Consider the following 22,787-nt stretch of genomic DNA (forward strand, 5'->3'; position numbering starts at 1 on the left):
CGGTGCCGATGCTGTCGGCCTGGGTATTCTCCCTCCGGTACGTCCCCTAGGTCGCACACCCCAATGGCCCGCCCCGGCGGCGCGGCCTATCCCGCCGGGGCACGCAGTCCCGCCACCGGGGTATCCATGACCGACCGACCACCACCCCCACCGATCCTGCCGCGGGACTCGCACGGAACGGAAACCCGCGCCGTCTGGCCCAGCCCGAAATTGCCGCGGCCGGTGGTGCTGGCCCCCGCCGAGCCGCCCAAGCCCCCCACGCCCCCCGCTCCCGGAGAAGCGCCATGAACCTGGCCGCCCCCCCGTCCCGGCACCGCGCGCTGCTCGTGCTGCTGGTGTCGACGCTTGCCTTCGCCGTCACCTTTGCATCCTGGATGATGTTTGGCGTGACCGGCATCCCGATCCGCAAGGAACTGGGGCTCAGCGCGTCCGAATTCGGCCTGCTGACCGCCACGCCGGTGCTCACCGGCGCGTTGCTGCGGCTGATCTTCGGCATCTGGACCGATCGCTTCGGCGGTCGCGCGGTGATGACCTGGCTGCTCGCCGGCAGCGCGATCCCGCTATGGATCTCCTCCTACGCCACCCAGTTCTGGCAGTTCCTCGCCATCGGGCTGGTGCTGGGCGTCGTGGGCGCCAGCTTCTCGGTCGGCACCCCCTATGTCGCGCGCTTCTTCACGAAGAACCGTGGCTTCGCCATGGGGGTTTTCGGCGCTGGCGTGAGCGGCGCCGCGCTCAACATGTTCGTCGCGCCGCAACTGATCACCCATTTCGGCTGGCAGAGCGTACCGCGCGTCTATGCGCTGTGCCTGCTCGCCGTGGCGCTGCTCTTCCGCCTCGTCGCGCTGCCCGACCCCGGCAAGGGCAAGGGCACCGCGTCGATCGGCCAGCAGCTCGGCGTCCTGCGCGACCCCCGCGTCTGGAAATACTGCCAATATTATTCGATCGTGTTCGGTGGCTTCACCGCGCTGTCGATCTGGATGCCGCAATATTTCCTGAACCAATATCATCTGCCGATCGCCCGCGCGGCGCTGCTCGCGACCTGCTTCTCGCTGCCCGGCGGCGTGCTGCGCGCGATGGGCGGCTGGCTGTCGGACCGTTTCGGCGCGCAGCCGGTGACCTGGTGGGTGCTGTGGACGGCGTGGATCTGCCTGTTCCTGCTCTCCTACCCGCCCACCGACCTGATCATCCAGACGGTGCGCGGGCCGCTCGCGCTGCATCTCGCGCTGCCGCTCTGGGGCTTTGCCGGGCTGATGTTCGTCCTCGGCGTCAGCTTCGCCTGCGGCATGGCCTCCACCTTCAAATATATCGGCGACGACTTTCCCGAGAATATGGGCGCGGTCTCCGGCGTGGTCGGCATGGCCGGGGGCCTGGGCGGCTTCCTGCTGCCGATCCTGTTCGGCGCGCTGCTCGACCTGACCGGCATCCCCTCGACCTGCTTCATGCTGCTCTACGGGATCGTCTGGGTATCGCTGATCCTGCTCTACGTCACCGAGATCCGCCAGGTGCGGGTGCTCGGCAGCGCCCCGGCCGCAGGCGCATGACCGAGGCAGCGGCTGGCGGGCCGGGGCTGGCCGACGCGTTCGGACGGCGGTTCCGCTATCTGCGGCTGTCGGTGACCGAGGTTTGCAACTTCCGCTGCACCTATTGCCTGCCCGACGGCTATCGCAAGCTGGGGCCGGCCCGGTTCCTGACGGTCGAGGAGGTGCGCCGGCTCGTCGCCGCCTTCGCCCGGCTCGGCATCGGCAAGGTCCGGCTGACCGGGGGCGAGCCCACGGTGCGCCGCGACATCGAAGCGCTGATCGCCGGGGTGGCGGCGACGCCGGGCATCGGCAAGGTCGCGCTCACCACCAATGGCTGGAACTTGCGCCGCCATGTCGCGGCCTGGCGCGCGGCCGGGCTCACCCATCTGAACGTCAGCGTCGACGATCTCGACCGCGCCCGCTTCGCCGCGATCACCGGCGGCGACCGGCTGCCCGCCGTGCTCGCGGGGATCGACGCCGCGCTCGACACCGGCATGCCCGCCGTCAAGCTCAACAGCGTGCTCCTCGCCGACCGGGCCGAGCCGTCGTTCGAGCGTTTCGCGGCCTTTGTCCGCGACCGGCCGATCACCGCGCGCTTCATCGAACTGATGCGCACCGCCGACAATGCCGCCTATTTCGCCGCCAACCATGTGCCCGGCGATCGGCTGCGCGTCTGGCTCGATGCGCAGGGCTGGACGCCCCTGCCGCGCCTGCCGGACGGCGGCCCCGCGACCGACTATGCCCATCCCGATCATCGCGGCCGGATCGGGCTGATCGCGCCCTATGCGTCCGGCTTCTGCGACGGCTGCAACCGGCTCCGCGTCACGGCGCGCGGGCGGCTGCGGCTATGCCTGTTCGGCAGCGGCGACATCGATCTGCGCCGCTTTCTCGCCGATGGGCAGGAGGCGGCACTCGCCGCCCGCATCCGCCTCGCCCTCACCGGCAAGGCCGCCGGGCACAGGCTCCACCAGGGCGACACCGGCGATCTGCGCCAGCTGGCCCAGCTCGGCGGCTGAACCCACAAGGAGCCCTTGCGATGCAACCACGCCCCCACCCTACCGACCCCGAGGCCCCTTCCGCCCGTCGGCGGCGGCTGGCGGCGAGCCCGCCCGTCCTGCGCGGCGGCTTCCGCCCCTTCTTCCTGGCAGGCGCGCTCTGGGCAATCGTCGTGCTGCTGCTCTTCCTGTGCGCGCTGGCCGGGCAGATCATCTTGCCCAGCCGCTTCGACGCCGTCGCCTGGCACCGGCACGAAATGCTGTTCGGCTATATCGGGGCGGTGATCGCGGGTTTCCTGCTCACCGCCATTCCCAACTGGACCGGGCGGCTGCCGATCGCCGGGGCGCCGCTCGCCGCGCTGGTCGGGCTGTGGGGTGCGGCGCGGGCGGCGGTGCTGTTCTCCGCCTGGGTCGGCGCACCGTTGGCCATTCTGCTCGATACCGGTTTTCTGCTGGTGCTGGCGGCCTGTTGCGGCCGCGAGGTGCTGATCGCCCGCAACCGCAACCTGCCCGTGATCCTGCTGGTCATCATGTTCGCCCTTGCCGACGGGCTCGACCATGCCGAGGCGCTTGGCGCGCCCCTGCCCGCCGGGCTCGGCAACCGGCTCGCGATCGCGCTCGTCACCATGATGCTGGGGATGATCGGCGGCCGCATCATCCCGTCCTTCACCCGCAACTGGCTGGCCCGCCAGCCCCGGCCGGGCACGCTGCCGGGCCAGCCGACCCGGTTCGACCGGATCGTGCTGCTGCTCAGCGCCGCCGCGTTGCTGGCATGGACGGCGGCACCGCTCGCCGCCGCCACCGGCTGGTGGCTGGTGCTGGCCGGGGCCGGGCAGCTGCTGCGCCTGTCCCGCTGGCAGGGATATCGCACCCTGGCGGATCCGCTCGTCGCGATCCTCCATCTCGCCTATCTGTGGATTCCGATCGGCCTGCTGCTGATGGGCGCGGCGATCCTGACCGACCGGGTCATGCCCTCGGCGGCGCTGCATGCGCTCACCGCCGGTGCGATGGCGAGCATGACGCTGGCGGTGATGACCCGCGCCACGCGCGGCCATACCGGCCGCCCCCTGCTGGCCGATGCCACCACCAGGATGGTCTACGCGCTCGTCCTGCTCGCCGGGATCCTGCGGGTCGCGGCGCCACTGCTCCCCCTGCCCACCATGGCCGTGATGCAGCTCGCCGCGCTCGCCTGGTGCGGGGCCTTCGGGCTGTTCCTCCTTCATGACGGCCCGATGCTGTGCCGCCCGCGCGCGGATGGCCAGCCATGAGGCGATGGCGGATAGTCTCGCAATGCCGCCGAATCTGGTAGAGCCGCCCGCAAACCATCTGACGGGGCAGCAAGACGTGGACCATCCTCCGAGCGAAAGCGGCACCGCGCGCGCGCCCGACAAGGCCTTTCCGGCGGCGCTCGGAAACGGGGCGCCCGCCTCGTTCGTGCGCGAGATGAACGGCACTGTCGCGCTGCTGTTCGCGGTGTCGGTTCTGACCGTGGGTTTCTGCGCCCGCGTCGGCCTCGATCCGCTGCTCGAACGCCGGGCGACCTATATCTTCTTCGTCCCCGGCATCGTCGCGGCGGCGGTGGGCGGCTTCTGGCCGGCGCTCCTGGCGACGGCGCTCGGCGCGGCGGCCGGGATGACGGCCGACGTCCTCACCGGCCAGCTCTTGTTCGGCGATGCGGTGGCGACGGGCGTCTATTGCTGCGTCGGGATCATCCTGGCGCTGGGCGGCGGCTGGCTGCGGCGCGTGCGCGACCGGGAAGCCGCCAAGACCCGCGACCTCGCCGAGCGCGAGGCGCATCTGCGATCGATCCTGCGCACCGTGCCCGACGCGATGATCGTAATCGACGAGGACGGCCTGATCCGCGATTTCAGCGACACCGCCGAACGCCAGTTCGGCTGGACCGCCGAGGAGGTGGCCGGGCGCAATGTCAGCCTGCTGATGCCGTCCCCCTATCGCGAGCAGCACGACCAGTATCTCCAGCGTTATTACCGGACCGGCGAGCGCAAGATCATCGGGGTCGGCCGCGTCGTCGTCGGCGAGCGCAAGGACGGCACCACCTTCCCGATGGAACTCGCCGTCGGCGAGATCGAACTGCCCGGCGGCCGCTTCTTCACCGGCTTCGTCCGCGACCTGACCGAACGCCAGCAGACCGAAACCCGGCTTCAGGAATTGCAGACCGAACTCGTCCATGTCTCGCGCGTGACGGCGCTGGGCGAAATGGCCTCGGCGCTCGCCCATGAGCTGAACCAGCCGCTGAGCGCTATCGGCAATTACCTCATGGGCAGCCGGGCGCTGCTCGAACGCGACGCGCCCCCGCTCGACCGGATCGCCGAGGCGGTCGAGCGCGCGGGGCGCGAGGCCTTGCGCGCGGGCGAGATCATCCGCCGGCTGCGCGACTTCCTCGCCCGCGGCGAAACCGAACGGCGGCTGGAAAGCCTGGCCAAGCTGCTGGAGGAAGCCTGCGCGCTGGCGCTGGTCGGCGCCAAGGAACATGGCATCCGCGTCCGCTTCGAACTCCACCCCGCGATCGACCTCACGCTGGTGGACAAGGTCCAGATCCAGCAGGTGGTCCTGAACCTCATCCGCAACGCCGTCGACGCGATGAGCGAGGCCGAGCGGCGCGAGTTGCTGGTGCGCGTGACGCCCGACAAGGACGCGATGGCGCGGGTCACCATCGCCGATACCGGCCCGGGCATCCGGCCGGACATCGCCGCCCAGCTGTTCCAGCCCTTCGTCACCAGCAAGCGCAACGGCATGGGGGTGGGCCTGTCTATCTGCCGGACCATCGTGGAGGCCCATGGCGGGCGCATCTGGGTAGACGCGGAGAGCGAGGGTGGCGCAATATTCCACTTCACGGTGCCCGATTTGAGCAGGGAGGAATTGCACGATGCCGAGTGAGCCCGTCGTTCATGTGATCGACGACGACGAAAGCGTACGCGATTCGCTCGCCTTCCTGCTCGATTGTTCGAACATTCCGACCCGCACCTATGAATCGGCGACGCAGTTCCTGGCGGTCGCCTCCGCCATCGACAGCGGCTGCATCATCACCGATGTCCGCATGCCGGAAATGAGCGGGCTCGAACTGCTCACCAAGCTCAAGGCGATGGGCCATGCGCTGCCGGTGATCGTGATCACCGGCCATGCCGATGTGCCGATGGCGATCCAGGCGCTGCACGCCGGGGTCGCGGACTTCATCGAAAAGCCGTTCGGGGACGAGGCGATCCTGGTCGCGGTCCGCGCCGCGCTGGCCAAGCAGCGCGACCGCGAGGAGATCGCGCTCGAACGCGACGAAATCCGCAAGCGGCTCACCACCCTGTCCGGCCGCGAGCGCGAGGTGATGGAGGGGCTGGTCGAAGGCAAGGCCAACAAGGTGATGGCCTATGACCTGGAGATCAGCGCGCGGACGGTCGAGGTCTATCGCGCGAACGTCATGACCAAGATGAAGGTCCGCACGCTCTCGGAACTCGTGCGCATGGTGATGATCGCCCGACTGGCCTGACGAAGGAGGCGCGGCTGGTCAGTCGCTTTGGGGGACGTCGCGGAGGGAAAAGGTCCGAAGCGACCGCCCGAAGCGGTGATGACCATCGGAATACGGGCACGTGGCGTCATGGTCGCCAGGTAGTGCAGGCTGAACCAAGCCTGCTATCCCGACCATCGTCACGGTCGGGCGTGAGCGGCATCCAGATGGGTCAGCATGATCCGCGTGAAGCCACTGGCGCTGTCCACGTTGGAGATGTGCCCAGCCCCTTCAATCACCTGACAGGTGCCTTGGGGTGCACGCCGGGCCATGGTGCGGCTGAGATCAGGCGGCGACATGCGATCAAGCTCGCCCGCGATGAACAGCGTCGGCATGGCCAGTTCACCGATACGATCCGTGCAGTCGAAGTCGGTGACGCCGCGCGTGACATGCGCCAGCGACGGCCCATCGGCGCTCGCGGCGATGCCGTGCCAGACCAGCCAGGTACGCAGGCCCTCCTCCGTCGCCTGAAAGCCGGGCGAAACCAGGCTGGGCCAGTTCTGCTCCAGGCGCAGGACAGGGCCATGCGGCTGCTCGAAAATACGGGCCCATCCCTCGGCCATGGTCTTGAATTCCGGCATTGTCGTCCGGTCGAAACTGTTCGCCACGATCAGCCTGCCGACATGCCGGGGACGGCGCAGCGCCAGTTCCAGCGCCACCATGCCGCCCAGCGACAGGCCGACGATATCCAGCCGGTCGATGCCAAGCTGGTCGATCAGCGCCTCCATGTCGTCGGCAAGATCCGTCACGCCGAAGGGCGCCGACAGGGCCGACGACGCGCCATGCCCCGCTTGGTCGGGCACGATCGCCCGGTAACCGGCCGCCACCAGCGCGGGCACCTGAGGCGCCCAGGCACGGCCCGAATTGCTGATGCCATGCAACAGGAGGACGGGGTGGCCTTCACCGACGCTGACATAATAGTTGGTGCGACCCTGAACCGTGTAGAACGCCATGATGGTCTCCTTTCGAGGGGGTTAGGTGAGGCGCGCGCCGGGCCGCAGCCGGACGGCCATCAGCGCAAGGACGAGACACAGGGCGACCATCAGCCACCATGCGGGCGTGAGGTCCGAAAGATGCTGCCGCAGCACGCCGGCGATCAGGGGGAGGAGTGCCGCCAGTCCATAGCCGCCGCCCTGCACGAACCCGGCGATCCGCCCGGCCTCCGCCGCATCCCTGCCATGGTCCATGGCGACGATCAGGCCGAGCGGGAACAGGGCGCCAATGCCCAGGCCGCAGAGCAGCGCCGCGCACCAGGCCAGAGGCAGGGGTGCCAGAGCCAGGCAGAGGAGCCCGGCGACCAGCGCGCCGATCGCGAGCAGGATAGCCGCCCGCCTGTCCGCGGACCCGCCGACGATCAGGGACACACCGAGGCCAGCGGCGACTTCGGCGAGTGTCAGGGCGGACAACAACGCGCCGGACGCCTCGGCCGACCAGCCTAGACCGGTATAATAGGGCGGCAACCAGGCGAGGACGAGCGTATAGGCCCCGGTCCCCAGGCCGAAGAAGGACAGCAGCAGCCAGCGCCTGCCACCGCGCAAGGCTGCCCCGTCCGGCGGCTCGGGCGCCGCCTCATTCCGATTGTCCGTCGCCAGCCACCAGATCGCCAGGCCGATAAGGGCGGGCAGCGCCCAGATCCCGGTCGCCACCGTCCACCCTTGAGCAGACGCGATGCGCGGCGCAGCAAAGCTCGCGCATGCCGCACCGGCCATGATCGCGGTGGAGTAAAGCGCCATCAGCGTCGCCGTCCGGTCGCCCGCGCGGTTTCGGATGATGATCGGCATCACGGCCTGCGCCACGGCGATGCCCATGCCGCCGACCACCGCGCTCGCCAGCAAGGCGGGCACCGTCGGCCACTGCCACCGGACCAATCCTGCGACGGCCAGAGCGGCGAGCCCGGCCGCAACGCCGCCCCGTTGCCCCAGAACCGCCTGCACATGTCCGCTGCCCAGCAGGCACAGGCCCATGAGCAGCACCGGCAGGCTGGTCAGCAAGCTGGCGCCGGTGTCGTCCAGCCCCGTGTCACGCTGAATCTGGTCGAGCAGCGGGCCGATCGACGCGAGCGAGGGTCGCAGGTTGCCGCCGACGAGCAGGATCAGGGCCGCAAACAACAGCCGACCGGATGGTCTGAACACGATGATACTCCGATGCGGCGGCCTGGATTGCCATCATGCTCGCCGCTGATATATCTTCATGTAGAGGCATATATCTCTATGTCAAGATAATCGGAGCCGGGATGGACAGAGCGGAACAGGCGGCAGGCCAGTGGGCACGAGAACGGCCGGATCTCGATACCGGGCCCATGATATTGCTGGGCCGGCTGGCGGAGGCCGCGTTGAAGACGGCGCGCGATCACCTCAACCCGCTTTTTGCGGACCATGGCCTGCAACCCGGTGAGTTCGACGTACTGGCAACGCTGCGGCGCGCCGGATCCCCCTATGCGCTGACACCGACCGACCTTTACGGGGCGGCGATGATCTCATCGGGCAGCATGACCAACCGGATCGACCGCCTGGAAAAGGTCGGGCTGGTGGAACGCCGCGCGCATCCTTCCGACAGGCGCGGGACCTTGGTGGTTTTGACCGCCGCCGGACGGCACATGATCGACTCGATCATCGCCCTGCATGTCGCCAATCAGCACAAGATCGTGAACGGCCTTGATCCGCGCGAGCAGGAGCAACTCAGCCAGTTGCTCGCAAAATTGCTGGCGACCGTGGACAATACCAACGCATGATTCGCCGCCCTGAGCTATTCGCCTGCCTGTGACAAATGATCGAACAAGGCCTTGGCGGGCGGGGTGAGTTCGCGTTCGTCGCGCACGCACAATGACAGGTGACGCGTCGCCCAGTCATCCCGCAGGCGGATGATCGCGATCCCCGTCGACCGCCGGCAACGGCGCGCAGCGGATTCCGGGACGATCCCGATCCCTGCCCCGGCGCCCGCCATCTGGCAGATGCCATCGAAGCTGCGGAGCCGGATCCGCATCTTCAGCCTTGCCCCGGCGCGGGCGGCGTGCGCGTCGATATGGTCCTGCAACGCCCCGCCCGTCAGGCCGATGAAATGATGCCCGAGAAGGTCGCCGAACCGCACCCGCGCATGGCCCGCCAGCGCATGCGTCCGCGCCGCAACGACCACGAGGCGATCGATCGCGAAGGGCCGCAACGTCAGGTCACCCATCTCGACCGCGCTCGACAGCACGCCGATTTCGGCGAAGCCCGCGTCGATGCTTTTGGCGATCGCGACGCTCTGGCGTTCCTTCAGTTCGATGTCGATCTGCGGATGGGCCGCCATCCAGGGCGCGAGGCGCCGGGGCAGGAACTCCGTCATGGCGGCGGTGTTCGCGAAGATCCGTACCGAGGCGCGCAGGCCCCTGGCATAGTGGCCGATATCGCCCCGCATCTGCGCCATCTGGTGCAGGATCGTGCGCGCATGATGCGCCAGCATCTCCCCGGCCTCGGTTGGCGCTACGCCGCGCCGCCCGCGGTTCAGCAGGATCACGTCCCCCGCCGCCTCCATGTCGCGGAGCCGTTCACTGGCCGCCGGAAGCGACAAGCCGATATCGGCGGCGCCATGGGTGATGCTCCCGGCATCCACCACCGCGAGGAACAGGCGAAGGTCGGTCAGGTCGAAGCGCATGATGGCTTCCTAGTGGATTCGCAGCCTTCGCTCCAGCCGAAGCCTGGCCTCGGCCCTTCCGCATTGTGGGTCGCCGCGCGGTCGCTACCGCGGGCGCATGACCGACCACGCATTTCCCTTCATCGTCGCGACCTTCTTCGCCGCCGGCATCGTCAAGGGGGTGACGGGCATGGGGTTGCCCACCGTGGCGATGGCCGTGCTGGGCTCGCTGCTGTCGCCGCTGACCGCCGCCACGCTGCTATTGGTGCCGTCGTTCGTCACCAATGTCTGGCAGCTTGTGGCAGGCCCGAAGTTCGGAATGCTCGTCCGTCGCCTCTGGCCGATGATGCTGGCGATCATCATCGGGACGGTCGTCGGCACGATGATGCTGACCGGAGGCGGCACCGGACGGACGACCATGGGCCTCGGCATCGCCCTGGTCGTCTATGCGGCCTATACGTTGCTGGCCAGGCCGCTCCACCTTCCGCCCCGATGGGAGCCGTGGCTGTCGCCGGTGGTCGGGCTGGTCACGGGACTGGTCACGGGGGCGACGGGCGTGTTCGTGATCCCTGCCGTGCCATATATCCAGTCGCTCGACCTGGAGCGCGACGATCTGGTGCAGGCGCTGGGTCTTTCGTTCACCGTGTCGACGATCGCGCTGGCGATCGGAATGGTCTGGCATGGCGCATCCCCGGCCGCGCATCTGCTCGGCTCGACGCTGGCGGTCATTCCCGCGCTGCTTGGCATGGCGGCCGGACAGTGGATCCGGACACGGATCAGCCCGCCGCTCTTTCGCCGGCTCTTTCTGATCTTCCTGCTGTTGCTCGGCCTGGAAATGGCCGTCCAAGGCCTGTGTTGACAGGATCACTCGGCATCGCGTTCGACTGCGTCTCGCGGTCCGGCGGCAGCGCGCCGCAGGCCCAGTCGTTCGCCATGACCGGGCTGGCCGGTTTTGGATTTTGGCGATAGGGGGTGTCCCCCGTGAGAATCGCGATCATCGACACCAGCACCACCCGCGCGGCGATCATCGCCGAGGGGCTGCGTGAGGCCGGGCTGGACGATCAGGTAGTGATCGATCCCGCCGGACCGCTCGCCCGCCAGATCGAGGCGTGCACGCCAGAGGTCGTGCTCATCAATCTGGAAAACCCCAGCCGTGACCTGCTGGAGGATTTCTTCGCCATGTCGCGCGCGCTCGACCGGCCGATCGCGATGTTCGTCGACCAGTCGGATGCGGAAAGCGCGCTGGCGGCGGTCGATGCCGGCGTATCGGCCTATGTCGTCGATGGTCTGGCCAAACAGCGGATCAAGCCGGTGCTCGACGTCGCGATCCGGCGTTTCCAGGCCTTTTCGCGGCTTCAGGCCGAACTCGCCGAGGCAAGGACCGCGCTGGCCGACCGCCAGACGATCGACCGGGCCAAGGCGATCCTGATGCGCCGTCGCGGGATCGACGAGCCGGCCGCCTATGCGCTGTTGCGTGGGCATGCGATGCAATCGAACCGGCGGATCGCCGATGTGGCGGAGGCGATCGTGACCAGCGACACGCTGATGGGAGACCTGCCATGAGCACCGAGCCGTTCCGCATCGGCTTCGTGCCGCTCGTCGACGCCGCGCTGCCGATCCTGGCGCGCGAACTGGGGTTTGCCGAGCGTGAAGGATTGTCGCTCGACCTCGTCCGCGACGTCACCTGGGCGACGGTGCGCGACCGGCTGCTCTATGGCCATACCGATGCCGCGCACATGGTCGCGCCGCTGGCCATCGCGACGGCGCTGGGGCACAACCGGCCGGCGACCGCGATGGCGGTGCCGTTCGTGCTGGGCCTGAACGGCAATGCGATCACCGTCTCGACCGCGCTGGGCGAGGCGTGCGGCCTGGGCGATCGGCTGGGCGATCCATATGAAGTCGGCGCGGCGTTGCGCCGGGTGGCGGCGACACGGCGACTGCGCTTCGGCGTCGTCCACCGCTATTCCAGCCACAATTACATGCTGCGCTACTGGCTGGCCGGCGTCGGCATCCGCCCCGATGTGGATGTCGATATCGTCGTGACCAGCCCGCCCTTCGCAGCCGATGCGCTGGCGGCGGGCGAGGTCGATGGCATCTGCGTCGGCGAGCCGTGGAATTCGATCGCGGTCGATCGCGGCGTGGGGCGGATCGCGCTCGCCACTGCACAGATCTGGCGGCGCGGGGTCGAAAAGGTGCTGGCGATGCGCGCCGACGTGGCCGACGAACGCGCCGACGCGACCCGGCGCCTGATCCGCGCGCTTCACGCCGCAGCGGCCCATTTCGTCCGACCCGAAACCGCGCAGGAAAGCGCCGCCATCCTCGCGCGGTCGCGCTATCTCGATGCGCCGGTCGATGCGATCCTGCGCGCGATCACCGACCATATCCGCGTCGTTCCGGGCGGGGAGCCGGTGCATTACCCTGACTTCATGTTCCAGTATCGCGAAGCGGCGAACTTCCCGTGGCGCAGCCAGGCGGCGTGGCTCTATGCGCAAATGACGCGGTGGGACGGACGGCCCTATGACAGCGGCGCGGCCGCGACGGCGGCGGCGACGTTCCGCCCCGACCTCTACCGCGCGGCGCTGGCCGGATCGGGCGCGGTGCTGCCGGGCGCCAGTTCGAAGCTGGAGGGCGCGCTCGCCGAGCCGATCGCGGCGGGGTCGACACAGGGGCGGCTGTTGCTGGGCAATGACCGCTTCTTTGACGGGCGGGCCTTCGATCCCGACGACATACCGGGCTATCTGGCCGGGCTGCCCTGACGCGCGCGGCGGCCCATGCCGCACCTGCGAATGGCCCTTGTGCCGCGCGACCGAATCAGGCAGGTTGAGCATCGCTGGGCAAGGATGCCGGGCACGAGATAACAGTGGCACGCCTTTCCAGCGCCGGGGAGGTTGCCGCTGACGGACCGCCGGAACGCCCGGCATCCGATGAGGCAACGAAGCCGCCAGGACACACCCGCAAGGGTCGTCGTCCTGGCGGCTTTTTTCATTTCCGGCTTGAGGGAGGCAGGGATGGCGACGACATTCTGGGACGAGACCAAGGATACGCCCAACGGCTTCTGGCAGAGCGGCCACATACCGACATTGGTCGCCGCGCTGCTCTATTTCGATTTCGCGTTCATGGTGTGGGTGCTGCTCGGCCCGCTGGCGCCGGACATCGCGACGACGCTGGCGCTGACCCCGGCGCAAAAAGGGCTGATGGTCGCGGTCCCGACACTGGCGGGCGCGGTGCTGCGCGTCGTCAACGGGCTGATGGTCGATCGCATCGGGCCGAAGCGCTCGGGGGCGATCAGCCAGGTGGTCGTCATCGCCGGCCTGTTCACGGCATGGGCGCTGGGCATCACCAGCTTCGCGGGCACGCTGGCGCTGGGCGTGGTGCTGGGCTTTGCGGGCGCAAGCTTCGCGATCGCCCTCCCCCTCGCCAGCCGCTGGTATCCGCCCGAACATCAGGGCAAGGCGATGGGGCTGGCCGGGATGGGCAATTCGGGCACGGTCCTCGCCGCCCTGTTCGCGCCGGGGCTGGCCCGCGCGTTCGGGTGGAACGCGGTGCTGGGCCTGGCCTGCATCCCGCTGACGATCGTCTTCGTCGCCTATCTCGTGATGGCGAAGGACCCGCCGAACGCGCCCGCGCCCAAGCGGTTCGCCGAATATCTCAGCCCGCTGCGCCAGGCCGATGCATGGTGGTTGATGGGCTTCTACGCGGTCACGTTCGGCGGCTTTGTCGGGCTTGCCGCCAGCCTGCCCATCTATTTCACCGACCGTTTCGGCCTGTCGACGATCCATGCCGGCTACGCCACCGCCGCCTGCGTCTTCGCCGGATCGCTGGTGCGGCCGGTGGGCGGCGCGCTGGCCGACAGGGTCGGCGGCGTCAAGGCGTTGACGGCGGTGTTCCTGCTCGCGGCGATCGCGCTGGCCGGTGTCGCGAGCGCGGGATCGATCGAGGCCGCGCTCACCCTGTTCGTCATCGCGATGCTGGCACTGGGCATCGGCAACGGATCGGTGTTCCAGCTGGTGCCGCAGCGCTTTGCCGCGGAGATCGGCGTCATGACGGGACTGGTCGGCATGGCCGGTGGCGTGGGGGGCTTCTACCTCGCCTCCTCCATCGGCCTGGCCAAACAATGGACCGGCAGCTTCGCGCCGGGGTTCCTGATCTTCGCGGCGCTGGCGCTCGCCGCGCTCGGCGGGCTGACGCTGGTCAAGGGCGGCTGGCGGCGGAGCTGGGGCGCGGCCGAAGGCGTGCGCATCTGATGCGCCCGCTCGCGCTCCTGTCATTGGTCGCGACCCCGGCCGCGGCGCAGACGGTCACGCCGCTCGCCGAGGCCCGGCTACGCTACGAGCAGGTCGACCAGGACGGCCTGCCCCGCAATGCCGACGCGCTCACCACCCGCGTCCGGGCCGGGGTGGCCATCGCCGAGGGGCGCTGGTCGGCGCTGGCGGAGGCGCAGGGCAACCTCGCCATGGTCGGCGACTATTTCGACGGGCTGCACCCCTACGCCACCCGGCCCCTCGTCGCCGACCCGCAGTCGATCGGTCTCTACCGCGCACAGATCCAGTATAAGGCCCCCGGCGTCACGCTGACGGCGGGGCGCCAGCGGATCGCGCTCGACGACGAACGCTTCGTCGGGGCGGCGGCCATCCGCAACAATGGACAGACATTCGACGCGGTGCGTGCCGAGCTGGTCCCGACCAGGGGGCTGAAGGTCGACGTCACCTATGCCCGCGCGGTCCACACCATCTGGGGCATCGACGGAACAGGGGTACGCCCGGGGGTGATCGACGGCGACAATGTGTTCGCCAATCTTGGCTATACCACGCCGCTCGGCACGCTGACCGGCTTCGCCTATCTGGTCGATCAGGACGCGGCGGCGGTGCAGAACTACCGCCTGTCGAGCCAGACCTATGGCGTTCGCTTCGCCGGAACCCGCACGCTTGGTCAGGCCAGGCTCAGCTATCAGGCGAGTTGGGCGCGCCAGTCCGACTGGCACCGAAACCCCAATGACTATGCCGCCGGCTATTGGCTGGCCGATGCCGCGATCGACCTTGCCGGACCGCGACTGGGGGCGGGCTACGAAGTGTTCGGCGCCAGCGACGGACGCGCCCTCACCAGCTTCCAGACCCCGCTCGCCACCGCCTTCAAGTTCAACGGCTGGGCGGAGAAATTCACGCCCAAGCCCGCCGATGGCCTGCGCGACCTCTACGCCAGCGCCGGCTGGGGCTGGAAGACGCTCGGCCGCGCCAAGGGGGTCAGCGTGCAGGCGATCTGGCACCGGTTCGAGAGCGACCGGCTGACCCGCCATTATGGCAATGAACTCGACCTGCTCACCCAGGCGACGCTCGGCCGCACAACCGCCAGCATCCGCTACGCCGACTATCGCGCCGACCGCTTCGCCACGTCCACACGCAAGATGTGGCTGCAACTCGACTGGACAATCTGATGAAACACCACCCGATATCCCGGCCCGAAGGCGAAACCCGGGACCATCTCATCGTCATCGGCAACGGCATGGCCGGGTGCCGCGCGGTCGAGGAACTGCTGGCGCGCGATCCGACGCGCTACCGCGTGACGATCTTCGGCGCCGAGCCGCTGGTGAACTATAACCGCATCATGCTGTCGCCGGTGCTCGCGGGCGAGAAGTCGTTCGACGACATCGTCATCAACGGACCCGACTGGTATGCGGACAACGGCATCACGCTGTTGCGCGGCGACCCGGTGATCGCGATCGACCGCGCGGCGAAGACGGTGACGAGCCGCAACGGCCTGACCCTCGACTATGACCGGCTGCTGATCGCGACCGGCTCCGATCCGTTCATCATCCCGGTGCCGGGCAAGGATCTGCCCGGCGTGATCAGCTTTCGCGACATGAAGGATGTCGAGCATATGCTCGCCGCGGCGGAGCGTGGCGGCAGCGCGGTGGTGATCGGCGGCGGCCTGCTCGGGCTGGAGGCGGCGCATGGGCTCAGCCTGCGCGGCATGACCGTCACCGTGCTGCACATCATGCCGACGCTGATGGAGCGCCAGCTCGACGAGGCGGCGGGCTGGCTGCTCAAATCGGCGCTGGAGGCGCGGGGGCAAACGATCCTGACCGGCGCCGATACCGCCGAGATCGTCGGTGATGGCCGCGTCGAGATGGTGCGACTGAAGGACGGGACGGACATCCCCGCCGACCTGGTGGTGATGGCGGTCGGCATCCGCCCGTCGGTCGCGCTGGCCCGCGACGCCGGGCTGGACGTCGGGCGTGGGATCAAGGTCGACGACCATATGGTCACCAGCGACCCCGCGATCCTGGCGGTCGGCGAGTGCGTCGAGCATGACGGCCAGGTCTATGGCCTGGTCGCGCCGCTGTGGGACATGTGCCGCGCGCTGGCCGATGGTCTCGTCGAGGCGCCCAGCGGCTATCGCCCCGCGCCGACCTCCACCAAGCTCAAGGTCGCCGGGCTGGACGTCTTTTCCGCCGGCGACTTCTCCGGCGGCGACGGCGCGGAGGACATCGTGCTGCGCGACGCCAGTCGCGGCGTCTACAAGCGCGTCGTCGTGAGGGACGACTGCATCGTCGGCGCGGTGCTGTATGGCGACACGGCGGACGGCAACTGGTATTTCGACCTGCTCCGGCGCGGGGCGAGCGTCGCCGACATCCGCGACATGCTGATCTTCGGCCAGGCCTTCGCCTCGGGGGGCGCCCTCGCGGACCCTAAGGCGGCCGTTGCGGCGCTCTCGGACGATGCCGAGATCTGCGGCTGCAACGGCGTGACCAAGGGACAGGTGGTGTCCTGCATCGCCAAGGGCGCGCACAGCCTGGACGCGGTGCGCGGCACCTGCAAGGCGTCGGCGAGTTGCGGATCGTGCACCGGGCTGGTCGAGACGATCCTGGCGCTGACGCTCGGCGACGAGGTGGAGGCGGGGCCGAGGACCATGTGCAAATGCACCAGCTTCGGCCATGACGATGTCCGCCGCGAGATCGTGGCGCAGGGCATGCGATCGATCCCGGAGGTGATGCAGAAGCTCCACTGGTCGACGCCCGACGGCTGCGCATCGTGCCGCCCCGCCCTCAATTACTACCTGCTCTGCGCGCTGCCGGGAGACTATCAGGACGACCAGCAGAGCCGCTTCGTCAACGAACGGCTCCACGCCAACATCCAGAAGGACGGCACCTATTCGGTCGTGCCGCGCATGTGGGGCGGGATCACCTCGCCGAAGGAATTGCGCGCGATCGCCGATGTCGTCGAGAAATATGACGCGCCGATGGTCAAGGTGACGGGCGGCCAGCGGCTCGACATCTTCGGCATCCGCAAGGAGGACCTGCCCGCCGTCTGGGCCGATCTCAACGCCGCCGGGATGGTGTCGGGCCACGCCTATGGCAAGGCGCTGCGCACGGTGAAGACCTGTGTCGGCAGCGAATGGTGCCGGTTCGGCACGCAGGATTCGACCGGGCTGGGCGTCAGGATCGAGCGGGCGACCTGGGGATCGTGGATGCCGCACAAGTTCAAGATCGCGGTGTCCGGCTGCCCGCGCAACTGCGCCGAGGCGACGATCAAGGATTTCGGCATCATTTGCGTGGACTCCGGCTATGAACTCCATGTCGGCGGCAATGGCGGGATCAAGGTCCGCGCGACCGACCTGCTGTGCAAGGTCGCGACCGAGGCCGAGGCGATGGAGATGTGCGCCGCCTTCATCCAGCTCTATCGCGAGGAGGCGCGCTATCTGGAGCGCACCGCGCCGTGGATCGAGCGGGTCGGACTGGCCTATATCCAGTCGCGGCTGCTGCCCGACGCCGACGCCCGCGCCGACCTCGCGCAGCGCTTCGCCTATTCGCAGACCTTCTCGCAGGACGACCCCTGGGCGGCGCGCGCCGACGGGGCCGAACGCGAACATCATGCGCCGATGGCGCGCTTCCAGCCCGCAGGAGCGATGGCATGACCCCCAATCCCTTGACCGCCGACTGGCTCGACATCGGCTGGGTCGATGAAATCCCCGTCCGTGGCAGCCGCACGGTACAGGTCGATGGCGGCGACGACATCGCGGTATTCCGCACCGGCGAGGGCAAGGTCTTTGCCCTGCGCGACCGCTGCCCGCACAAGCATGGCCGGCTGAGCCAGGGCATCGTCCATGGCGGCGCGGTGACATGTCCGCTCCACAATTGGCGCATCTCGCTGACCAGCGGCGAGGCGCTGGGCGAGGATCGCGGCTGCACGCCGACGGTGCCGGTGAAGGTCAGCGGCGGGCGGGTGCTGATCTGCCGCGCCACGACCCTGACGGCCGCCGCATGACCGTTGCGGCGGGCAGGACGGACCCGATGACGATCAGGACCACCTGCGCCTATTGCGGCGTCGGCTGCGGCATCCTCGCCACGCCGACCGGCGCGCGGTCGGTGCGGATCGAGGGCGACCCGGACCACCCCGCCAATCGCGGCCGGCTCTGTTCCAAGGGCACGCATCTGGGTGAGACGGTCGGCCTCGACGGCCGGCTGCTCCATCCGATGATCGGGCAGAAGCGCGCGAGCTGGGACAAGGCGCTCGACCTCGTCGCCCGGCGTTTCCGCGACACCATCGCCCGCCATGGTCCGGGCAGCGTCGCCTTCTACGTCTCCGGGCAGTTGCTGACCGAAGACTATTATGTCGCCAACAAGCTGATGAAGGGGTTCATCGGCAGCGCCAATATCGACACCAATTCGCGGCTGTGCATGTCGAGCGCGGTCGCCGGGCACAGCCGCGCGTTCGGCGAGGATGTGGTGCCGGCCAGCTATGACGATATCGACGCCGCCGACCTGATCGTGCTCGTCGGATCGAACACCGCCTGGTGCCACCCGATCGTCTATCAGCGGATCCGCGCCCGGTGCGAGGCGGGGGCGAAGCTCGTCGTCATCGATCCGCGCCGGACGGAAACGGCCGCGGAGGCCGATCTCCACCTCGCGCTCCGCCCCGGCAGCGACGTCGCGCTGATGAACGGCCTGCTCGCCTGGTGCCGCGATGCGGGCGTGCTCGATGCCGCGTTCCTCGCCGATCATGTCAGCGCACCCGAGGATTTCTGGGCGCGGGTGGCGGAGGGTGGCGACCTGTGGTCGGTGGCGCAAAGCTGCGACGTGACGGTGGCGGACCTCCGGCGTTTCTACGACCTCTTCGCCGCGACCCCGCGCACCGTCACGCTGTTCAGCCAGGGCATCAACCAGTCGCTGACCGGCACCGATCAGGTCAACGCGATCGTGAACGTGCATCTGGCGACGGGGCGCATCGGCAAGCCCGGCGCGCAGCCCTTCTCGATCACCGGCCAGCCCAATGCGATGGGCGGGCGCGAGGTCGGCGGCCTCGCCTCGACGCTGGCCGCGCATATGGATTTTTCGGACGAGAACCGGGCGCGGGTGCAGCGTTTCTGGGCCGCGCCGACGATGGCGGCGAAGCCGGGGCTGAAGGCGGTCGACCTGTTCCGCGAGCTGGGCAATGGCCGGATCAAGGCCTTGTGGGTGATGGCGACCAATCCCGCCGTCTCGATGCCCGATGCAGGCGCCGTGCGCGACGCGCTGGCAAACTGTCCGTTCGTCGTCGTCAGCGACGTGATGGCGGAAACCGACACCGGCGGCTTCGCCCATGTCCGCCTGCCCGCCGCCGCCTGGGGGGAGAAGGACGGCACCGTCACCAATTCCGACCGCACGATCAGCCGCCAGCGCGCGATCTTCGTCCCGCCGGGCGAGGCCAGGCCCGACTGGTGGATCGTCAAGGAGGTCGCGCGGCGAATGGGGTGGAAGACCGCCTTCGCCTATGATCGCCCGGCCGATATCTGGCGCGAGCATGTCCGGTTGTCGACCTATCAGAATGACGGCGCCCGCCTGTTCTCGCTGGCCGGGCGCGGCGGCGGCGGGAATGCCGAATATGACGCGATGGCGCCGTTCCGCTGGGGCGGGCAGCCCTTCGCCGATGGACGCTTCCCGACGCCCGATGGCCGCGCGCGGCTGGTGAGCGTCTTCCAGAAGCCGTTGCCCGCGCCGCTCCGGGACTGGCCGCTGACGCTCAATACGGGCCGCTATCGCGATCACTGGCACAGCATGACCCGCACCGGCCTCGCCCCGAAACTGGCCCGTCACCGCGCCGAGCCGCTGGTCGAGGTCCATCCCGACGATGCCGCCCGGCTCGGGCTGGCCGATGGCGGCCTCGCACGCGTGAGGACGCCGCAGGGCGACAGCCTGTACCGGGTCTGCACGAGCGATGCGCAACGCAGCGGCGAATTGTTCGTGCCGATCCACTGGACCGACCACACGTCATCGGGTGGCCGCACCGGCCTGCTGCCGCGACCGCTCGCCGATCCGATCTCCGGCCAGCCCGGCTTCAAGTCCACCCCGGCCGCCATCGCCGCCGTCGCGGTGCGGTGGCGCGGCTTCCTGATCGGCGCGGGCGAGAGCGTGCGCCGCCCCGACTGCCTGTGGGCCACCCGCGTCGCGGTGCCGGCCGGGACCATGTGGGAGGTCGCGGGCGATGGCGATCCGGCCAGCCTCGACGCGTGCCTGCCGAAGGGTGACCGGATCGAGGCGGTCGACGGCGCGCGCGGCACCCGCCGAGTCGCCGTGCTGGACCAGGGCCGTCTCGCCGCCGTGCTGTTCCTGACCGAAAGCGGCGAACTGCCGACCCGCGACTGGCTGATTGCGCAACTGAGCGCGCCGCAGGCCGCGCCGACGATCCTGGCCGGGCGCGCGCCGGGCGAACAGGTCGATCGTGGCACGATCGTCTGCGCCTGTTTCGACATCGGCACGCGCACGATCCTCGCCGCCATCCGGACGCAGGGACTCGCCGATGTCGCCGCGATCGGCGCGGCGCTGGGCGCCGGCACCAATTGCGGTTCGTGCCGCCCCGCGCTCGCCCGCCTGCTCATCGAGGAGAAGACCCATGCCGCATGACGATTTCCCCGCCGGCAGCGTCTGGCTGGTCGGTGCCGGCCCCGGCGATCCCGACCTGCTGACCCGCCGGGCCGCGCGGCTGATCGCTCAGGCCGACATCGTCTTCCACGACGCGCTGGTCGGGCCGGGCGTGCTCGACCTCATCCCGGCGGGGGTGGATCGCGTCAGCGTGGGCAAGCGGTCGGGCCGCCATTCGAAGGATCAGGCGACGATCGACGCGCTGATCGTCGCCGCCGCGCGGGCCGGACGGCGCGTCGTCCGGCTCAAGGGCGGCGACCCCGCGATCTTCGGCCGTACCGCGGAGGAGGTGACGGCGTGTCGCGCCGCGGGCGTGGCCGTCCGCATCTGCCCCGGCATCACCGCCGCCAGCGCCGCCGTCGCGGCCGCCGGCACCAGCCTGACCCTGCGCGGCGTGGCGCGGCGACTGACCTGCGTCACCGCGCATGCCAAGGGCGACGCGCCGCTCGACCTCGACTGGCCGACGCTCGCCTCGCCCGACGCGACGCTGGCGATCTATATGGGGCGCAGCGCGGCGGCAACCGTCGCCCGGCAACTGATCGCCGCCGGTCGCGCGCCCCAGACGCCAGTCCTCATCGTCGTGAACGCGACACTGGCCGACGAACGCATCATCCACGGACATCTGGCGTCCTTGGCCTTTCTGGTGGAAACGGTCGGCGCGGACGATCCCGCGATGCTGATCATCGGCGAGGTGGCGGCGGCGCTGCATGGCACGGTCGCCACCTCAGCGGTCGATCACACTCCGGTCCCCTCGTCTGCCAGCTTCGGGGAGCCGCCGCCACGGCCATGCGGCAAGCGCTGCTGATCCGGGCACGAACGATTTGCGAACAGCGCGTCTAGGAGCAACGCCGGATAGCGCCATCGCTTCGTGAACCGTTGCGGCGGCGTCATGGCGCTCGCCTTGCACGTCAGGGGAACGCGCCACTGTCGCGGGACCAGTCCATCGTGCCCGACGCTCATCGTCGGGTCGCGACGGATCGCGCCCTCCATCCCATGGTTGCTCATGGCGAACCGCCGGCTGTTCCACGCGGCCTTCGCCCAAGAAGCCGAGCATTGCGCCGCGTCCCGATCCGCCACCTTCGACCCGTAAAGTTCGCCTTCTGCACGCAAAAGAAACGCCGCATCGTATTTCCTATCAGATCAGTGTGAAATCCGATCACCATCCGACGTCGCGATGGCAAGCAGGGGGCAAGCAGGGGGACGGGATGGTGAATCGTACGGCATCGGCGACATCGCGGTTCGCGCGTCACACGGCGCGGCGCGCGCACGCGCTGGCCGACCGGTCCGCCATGGTCGACGTTCCGGGAGGAACGTTCCACATGGGGTCCGATCGCTTCTATCCCGAGGAAGCGCCGGTTCGGCGCGTGCGCGTCGACAGGTTCTGGATTGACACGCACCCGGTCACCAACGGGCAATTTGCCGCATTCGTCGCGGCCACCGGCTATCGCACACTGGCGGAGATCCCGCCCGATCCCCGCGACTATCCCGGCATGGCGGAAGAGATGGCGCGTGCGGGGTCGTCTGTTTTCACGCCGCCGCCGCGTTTGTACGACACGACCGACCATCGCCAGTGGTGGCGCTTCGCATTCGGCGCGGACTGGCGTCATCCGACCGGGCCGAGCAGCACGATCGACGGGCTGGACGATCATCCGGTCGTCCACGTCACGCATCAGGACGCCGCCGCCTATGCCCGCTGGGCGGGCAAATCGCTGCCGACCGAGGCCGAGTGGGAATATGCGGCGCGCGGCGGCTTGGAGCAGGCCGATTACGCGTGGGGCGACGAGCTCGCGCCAGAGGGGCGGATGCTCGCCAATTACTGGCGCGGCGCGTTTCCGCTGGCCCATGACGAAACCGATCGATGGGCGCGAACGTCGCCCGTCGGCAGTTTCCCGGCCAACGGCTATGGTCTGTACGACATGATCGGCAATGTCTGGGAATGGACCGACGACTGGTATGCGATCGCGGCCCCTCCTGCCCGTGCGGGCTGCGTGGTGGACAACCCGCGCGGCGCGACCAGGGGCGACAGCTACGACCCCGCGGCGCAGGGCATCAGGATCGCGCGCAAGGTCCTGAAGGGCGGATCGCACCTGTGCGCGGAGAATTATTGCCGGCGCTACCGGCCAGCGGCGCGCCACGCGCAGCCCATTGATACCAGCACGACGCATATCGGCTTCCGCTGCGTCTGGCGGCCGGAACGGGTGACCGGGGCCGCGCCACGCCGGGGTTAGCCGCCAAGCTCGACCTACCTT

Annotated in this window: 19 protein-coding genes; 16 read left to right on the top strand and 3 right to left on the bottom strand. The window is 69.3% G+C overall.

Annotation, left to right across the window (positions count from 1 at the left end; all coding sequences use genetic code 11):
- Positions 1-284: 284 nt before the first annotated feature.
- From RN629_RS15735 to fixJ, 5 genes are all read left to right on the top strand, one after another.
- Entirely contained in the window at positions 285-1,541 is a 1,257-nt protein-coding gene (locus tag RN629_RS15735; RefSeq protein WP_407036088.1) for an MFS transporter, read from the top strand.
- The gene (gene moaA / locus RN629_RS15740) at positions 1,538-2,536 is read left to right on the top strand and encodes a GTP 3',8-cyclase MoaA (protein WP_407036089.1); all 999 of its coding nucleotides are present in this window, start codon (positions 1,538-1,540) and stop codon (positions 2,534-2,536) included. Before RN629_RS15735 ends, moaA begins: the two co-directional genes overlap by 4 nt.
- Before the next feature lie 20 nt (positions 2,537-2,556).
- Positions 2,557-3,783: an NnrS family protein gene (locus tag RN629_RS15745; protein ID WP_407036090.1), complete on the top strand. Its 1,227-nt coding sequence runs from the start codon at positions 2,557-2,559 to the stop codon at positions 3,781-3,783.
- A gap of 76 nt (positions 3,784-3,859) precedes the next feature.
- Complete coding sequence (locus RN629_RS15750; protein WP_407036091.1) at positions 3,860-5,413, top strand: sensor histidine kinase; 1,554 nt, start codon at positions 3,860-3,862, stop codon at positions 5,411-5,413.
- Positions 5,403-6,014 (top strand): response regulator FixJ, encoded by a 612-nt coding sequence (gene fixJ / locus RN629_RS15755; protein WP_407036092.1) that lies wholly within the window; start codon positions 5,403-5,405, stop codon positions 6,012-6,014. Before RN629_RS15750 ends, fixJ begins: the two co-directional genes overlap by 11 nt.
- Before the next feature lie 158 nt (positions 6,015-6,172).
- Here fixJ and RN629_RS15760 read toward each other — a convergent pair whose 3' ends face one another.
- Positions 6,173-6,985, bottom strand: a complete 813-nt coding sequence (locus RN629_RS15760) for an alpha/beta fold hydrolase (RefSeq protein WP_407036093.1) — start codon at positions 6,983-6,985, stop codon at positions 6,173-6,175.
- A gap of 21 nt (positions 6,986-7,006) precedes the next feature.
- Positions 7,007-8,164 carry an MFS transporter gene (locus RN629_RS15765; RefSeq protein ID WP_407036094.1) on the bottom strand — a complete coding sequence of 386 codons (1,158 nt, stop codon included), beginning with the start codon at positions 8,162-8,164 and terminating at the stop codon, positions 7,007-7,009.
- 167 nt (positions 8,165-8,331) lie between these two features.
- On the opposite strand from RN629_RS15765, the gene RN629_RS15770 reads away from it, so the two are divergent.
- Positions 8,332-8,763 (top strand): MarR family winged helix-turn-helix transcriptional regulator, encoded by a 432-nt coding sequence (locus RN629_RS15770; RefSeq protein ID WP_407036095.1) that lies wholly within the window; start codon positions 8,332-8,334, stop codon positions 8,761-8,763.
- 14 nt (positions 8,764-8,777) lie between these two features.
- Here the strand turns inward: RN629_RS15770 and RN629_RS15775 are convergent, their stop codons facing one another.
- Positions 8,778-9,665: a LysR family transcriptional regulator gene (locus tag RN629_RS15775; RefSeq protein WP_407036096.1), complete on the bottom strand. Its 888-nt coding sequence runs from the start codon at positions 9,663-9,665 to the stop codon at positions 8,778-8,780.
- A gap of 97 nt (positions 9,666-9,762) precedes the next feature.
- On the opposite strand from RN629_RS15775, the gene RN629_RS15780 reads away from it, so the two are divergent.
- The 10 genes from RN629_RS15780 (at position 9,763) to RN629_RS15825 (ending at position 22,766) form a co-directional block, all read left to right on the top strand.
- Positions 9,763-10,503, top strand: a complete 741-nt coding sequence (locus RN629_RS15780; RefSeq protein WP_407036097.1) for a sulfite exporter TauE/SafE family protein — start codon at positions 9,763-9,765, stop codon at positions 10,501-10,503.
- Positions 10,504-10,625: 122 nt separating this feature from the next.
- Positions 10,626-11,207 carry an ANTAR domain-containing response regulator gene (locus tag RN629_RS15785; protein WP_407036098.1) on the top strand — a complete coding sequence of 194 codons (582 nt, stop codon included), beginning with the start codon at positions 10,626-10,628 and terminating at the stop codon, positions 11,205-11,207.
- Positions 11,204-12,400, top strand: coding sequence for a CmpA/NrtA family ABC transporter substrate-binding protein (locus RN629_RS15790; RefSeq protein WP_407036099.1), 1,197 nt, complete (start codon positions 11,204-11,206; stop codon positions 12,398-12,400). Before RN629_RS15785 ends, RN629_RS15790 begins: the two co-directional genes overlap by 4 nt.
- 252 nt (positions 12,401-12,652) lie before the next feature.
- Complete coding sequence (locus RN629_RS15795; RefSeq protein WP_407036100.1) at positions 12,653-13,888, top strand: nitrate/nitrite transporter; 1,236 nt, start codon at positions 12,653-12,655, stop codon at positions 13,886-13,888.
- A complete protein-coding gene (locus RN629_RS15800) occupies positions 13,888-15,075 on the top strand; it encodes an alginate export family protein (RefSeq protein WP_407036101.1) in 1,188 nt (395 codons plus the stop codon). The genes RN629_RS15795 and RN629_RS15800 overlap by 1 nt, the downstream gene beginning before the upstream one ends.
- Positions 15,075-17,555: a nitrite reductase large subunit NirB gene (gene nirB / locus RN629_RS15805; protein WP_407036102.1), complete on the top strand. Its 2,481-nt coding sequence runs from the start codon at positions 15,075-15,077 to the stop codon at positions 17,553-17,555. Before RN629_RS15800 ends, nirB begins: the two co-directional genes overlap by 1 nt.
- A complete protein-coding gene (nirD, locus tag RN629_RS15810; RefSeq protein ID WP_407036103.1) occupies positions 17,552-17,905 on the top strand; it encodes a nitrite reductase small subunit NirD in 354 nt (117 codons plus the stop codon). Before nirB ends, nirD begins: the two co-directional genes overlap by 4 nt.
- A 26-nt stretch (positions 17,906-17,931) precedes the next feature.
- Complete coding sequence (locus RN629_RS15815; protein WP_407036104.1) at positions 17,932-20,520, top strand: molybdopterin-dependent oxidoreductase; 2,589 nt, start codon at positions 17,932-17,934, stop codon at positions 20,518-20,520.
- Positions 20,510-21,343, top strand: coding sequence for a uroporphyrinogen-III C-methyltransferase (gene cobA, locus RN629_RS15820; protein WP_407036105.1), 834 nt, complete (start codon positions 20,510-20,512; stop codon positions 21,341-21,343). Before RN629_RS15815 ends, cobA begins: the two co-directional genes overlap by 11 nt.
- 484 nt (positions 21,344-21,827) lie before the next feature.
- On the top strand, positions 21,828-22,766 hold the full coding sequence (locus tag RN629_RS15825; RefSeq protein ID WP_407036111.1) for a formylglycine-generating enzyme family protein: 939 nt from the start codon (positions 21,828-21,830) through the stop codon (positions 22,764-22,766).
- The last annotated feature ends 21 nt before the right edge of the window (positions 22,767-22,787 follow it).

This window comes from Facivitalis istanbulensis (assembly GCF_040560405.1).
Lineage (GTDB): Bacteria > Pseudomonadota > Alphaproteobacteria > Sphingomonadales > Sphingomonadaceae > Sphingomonas > Sphingomonas istanbulensis.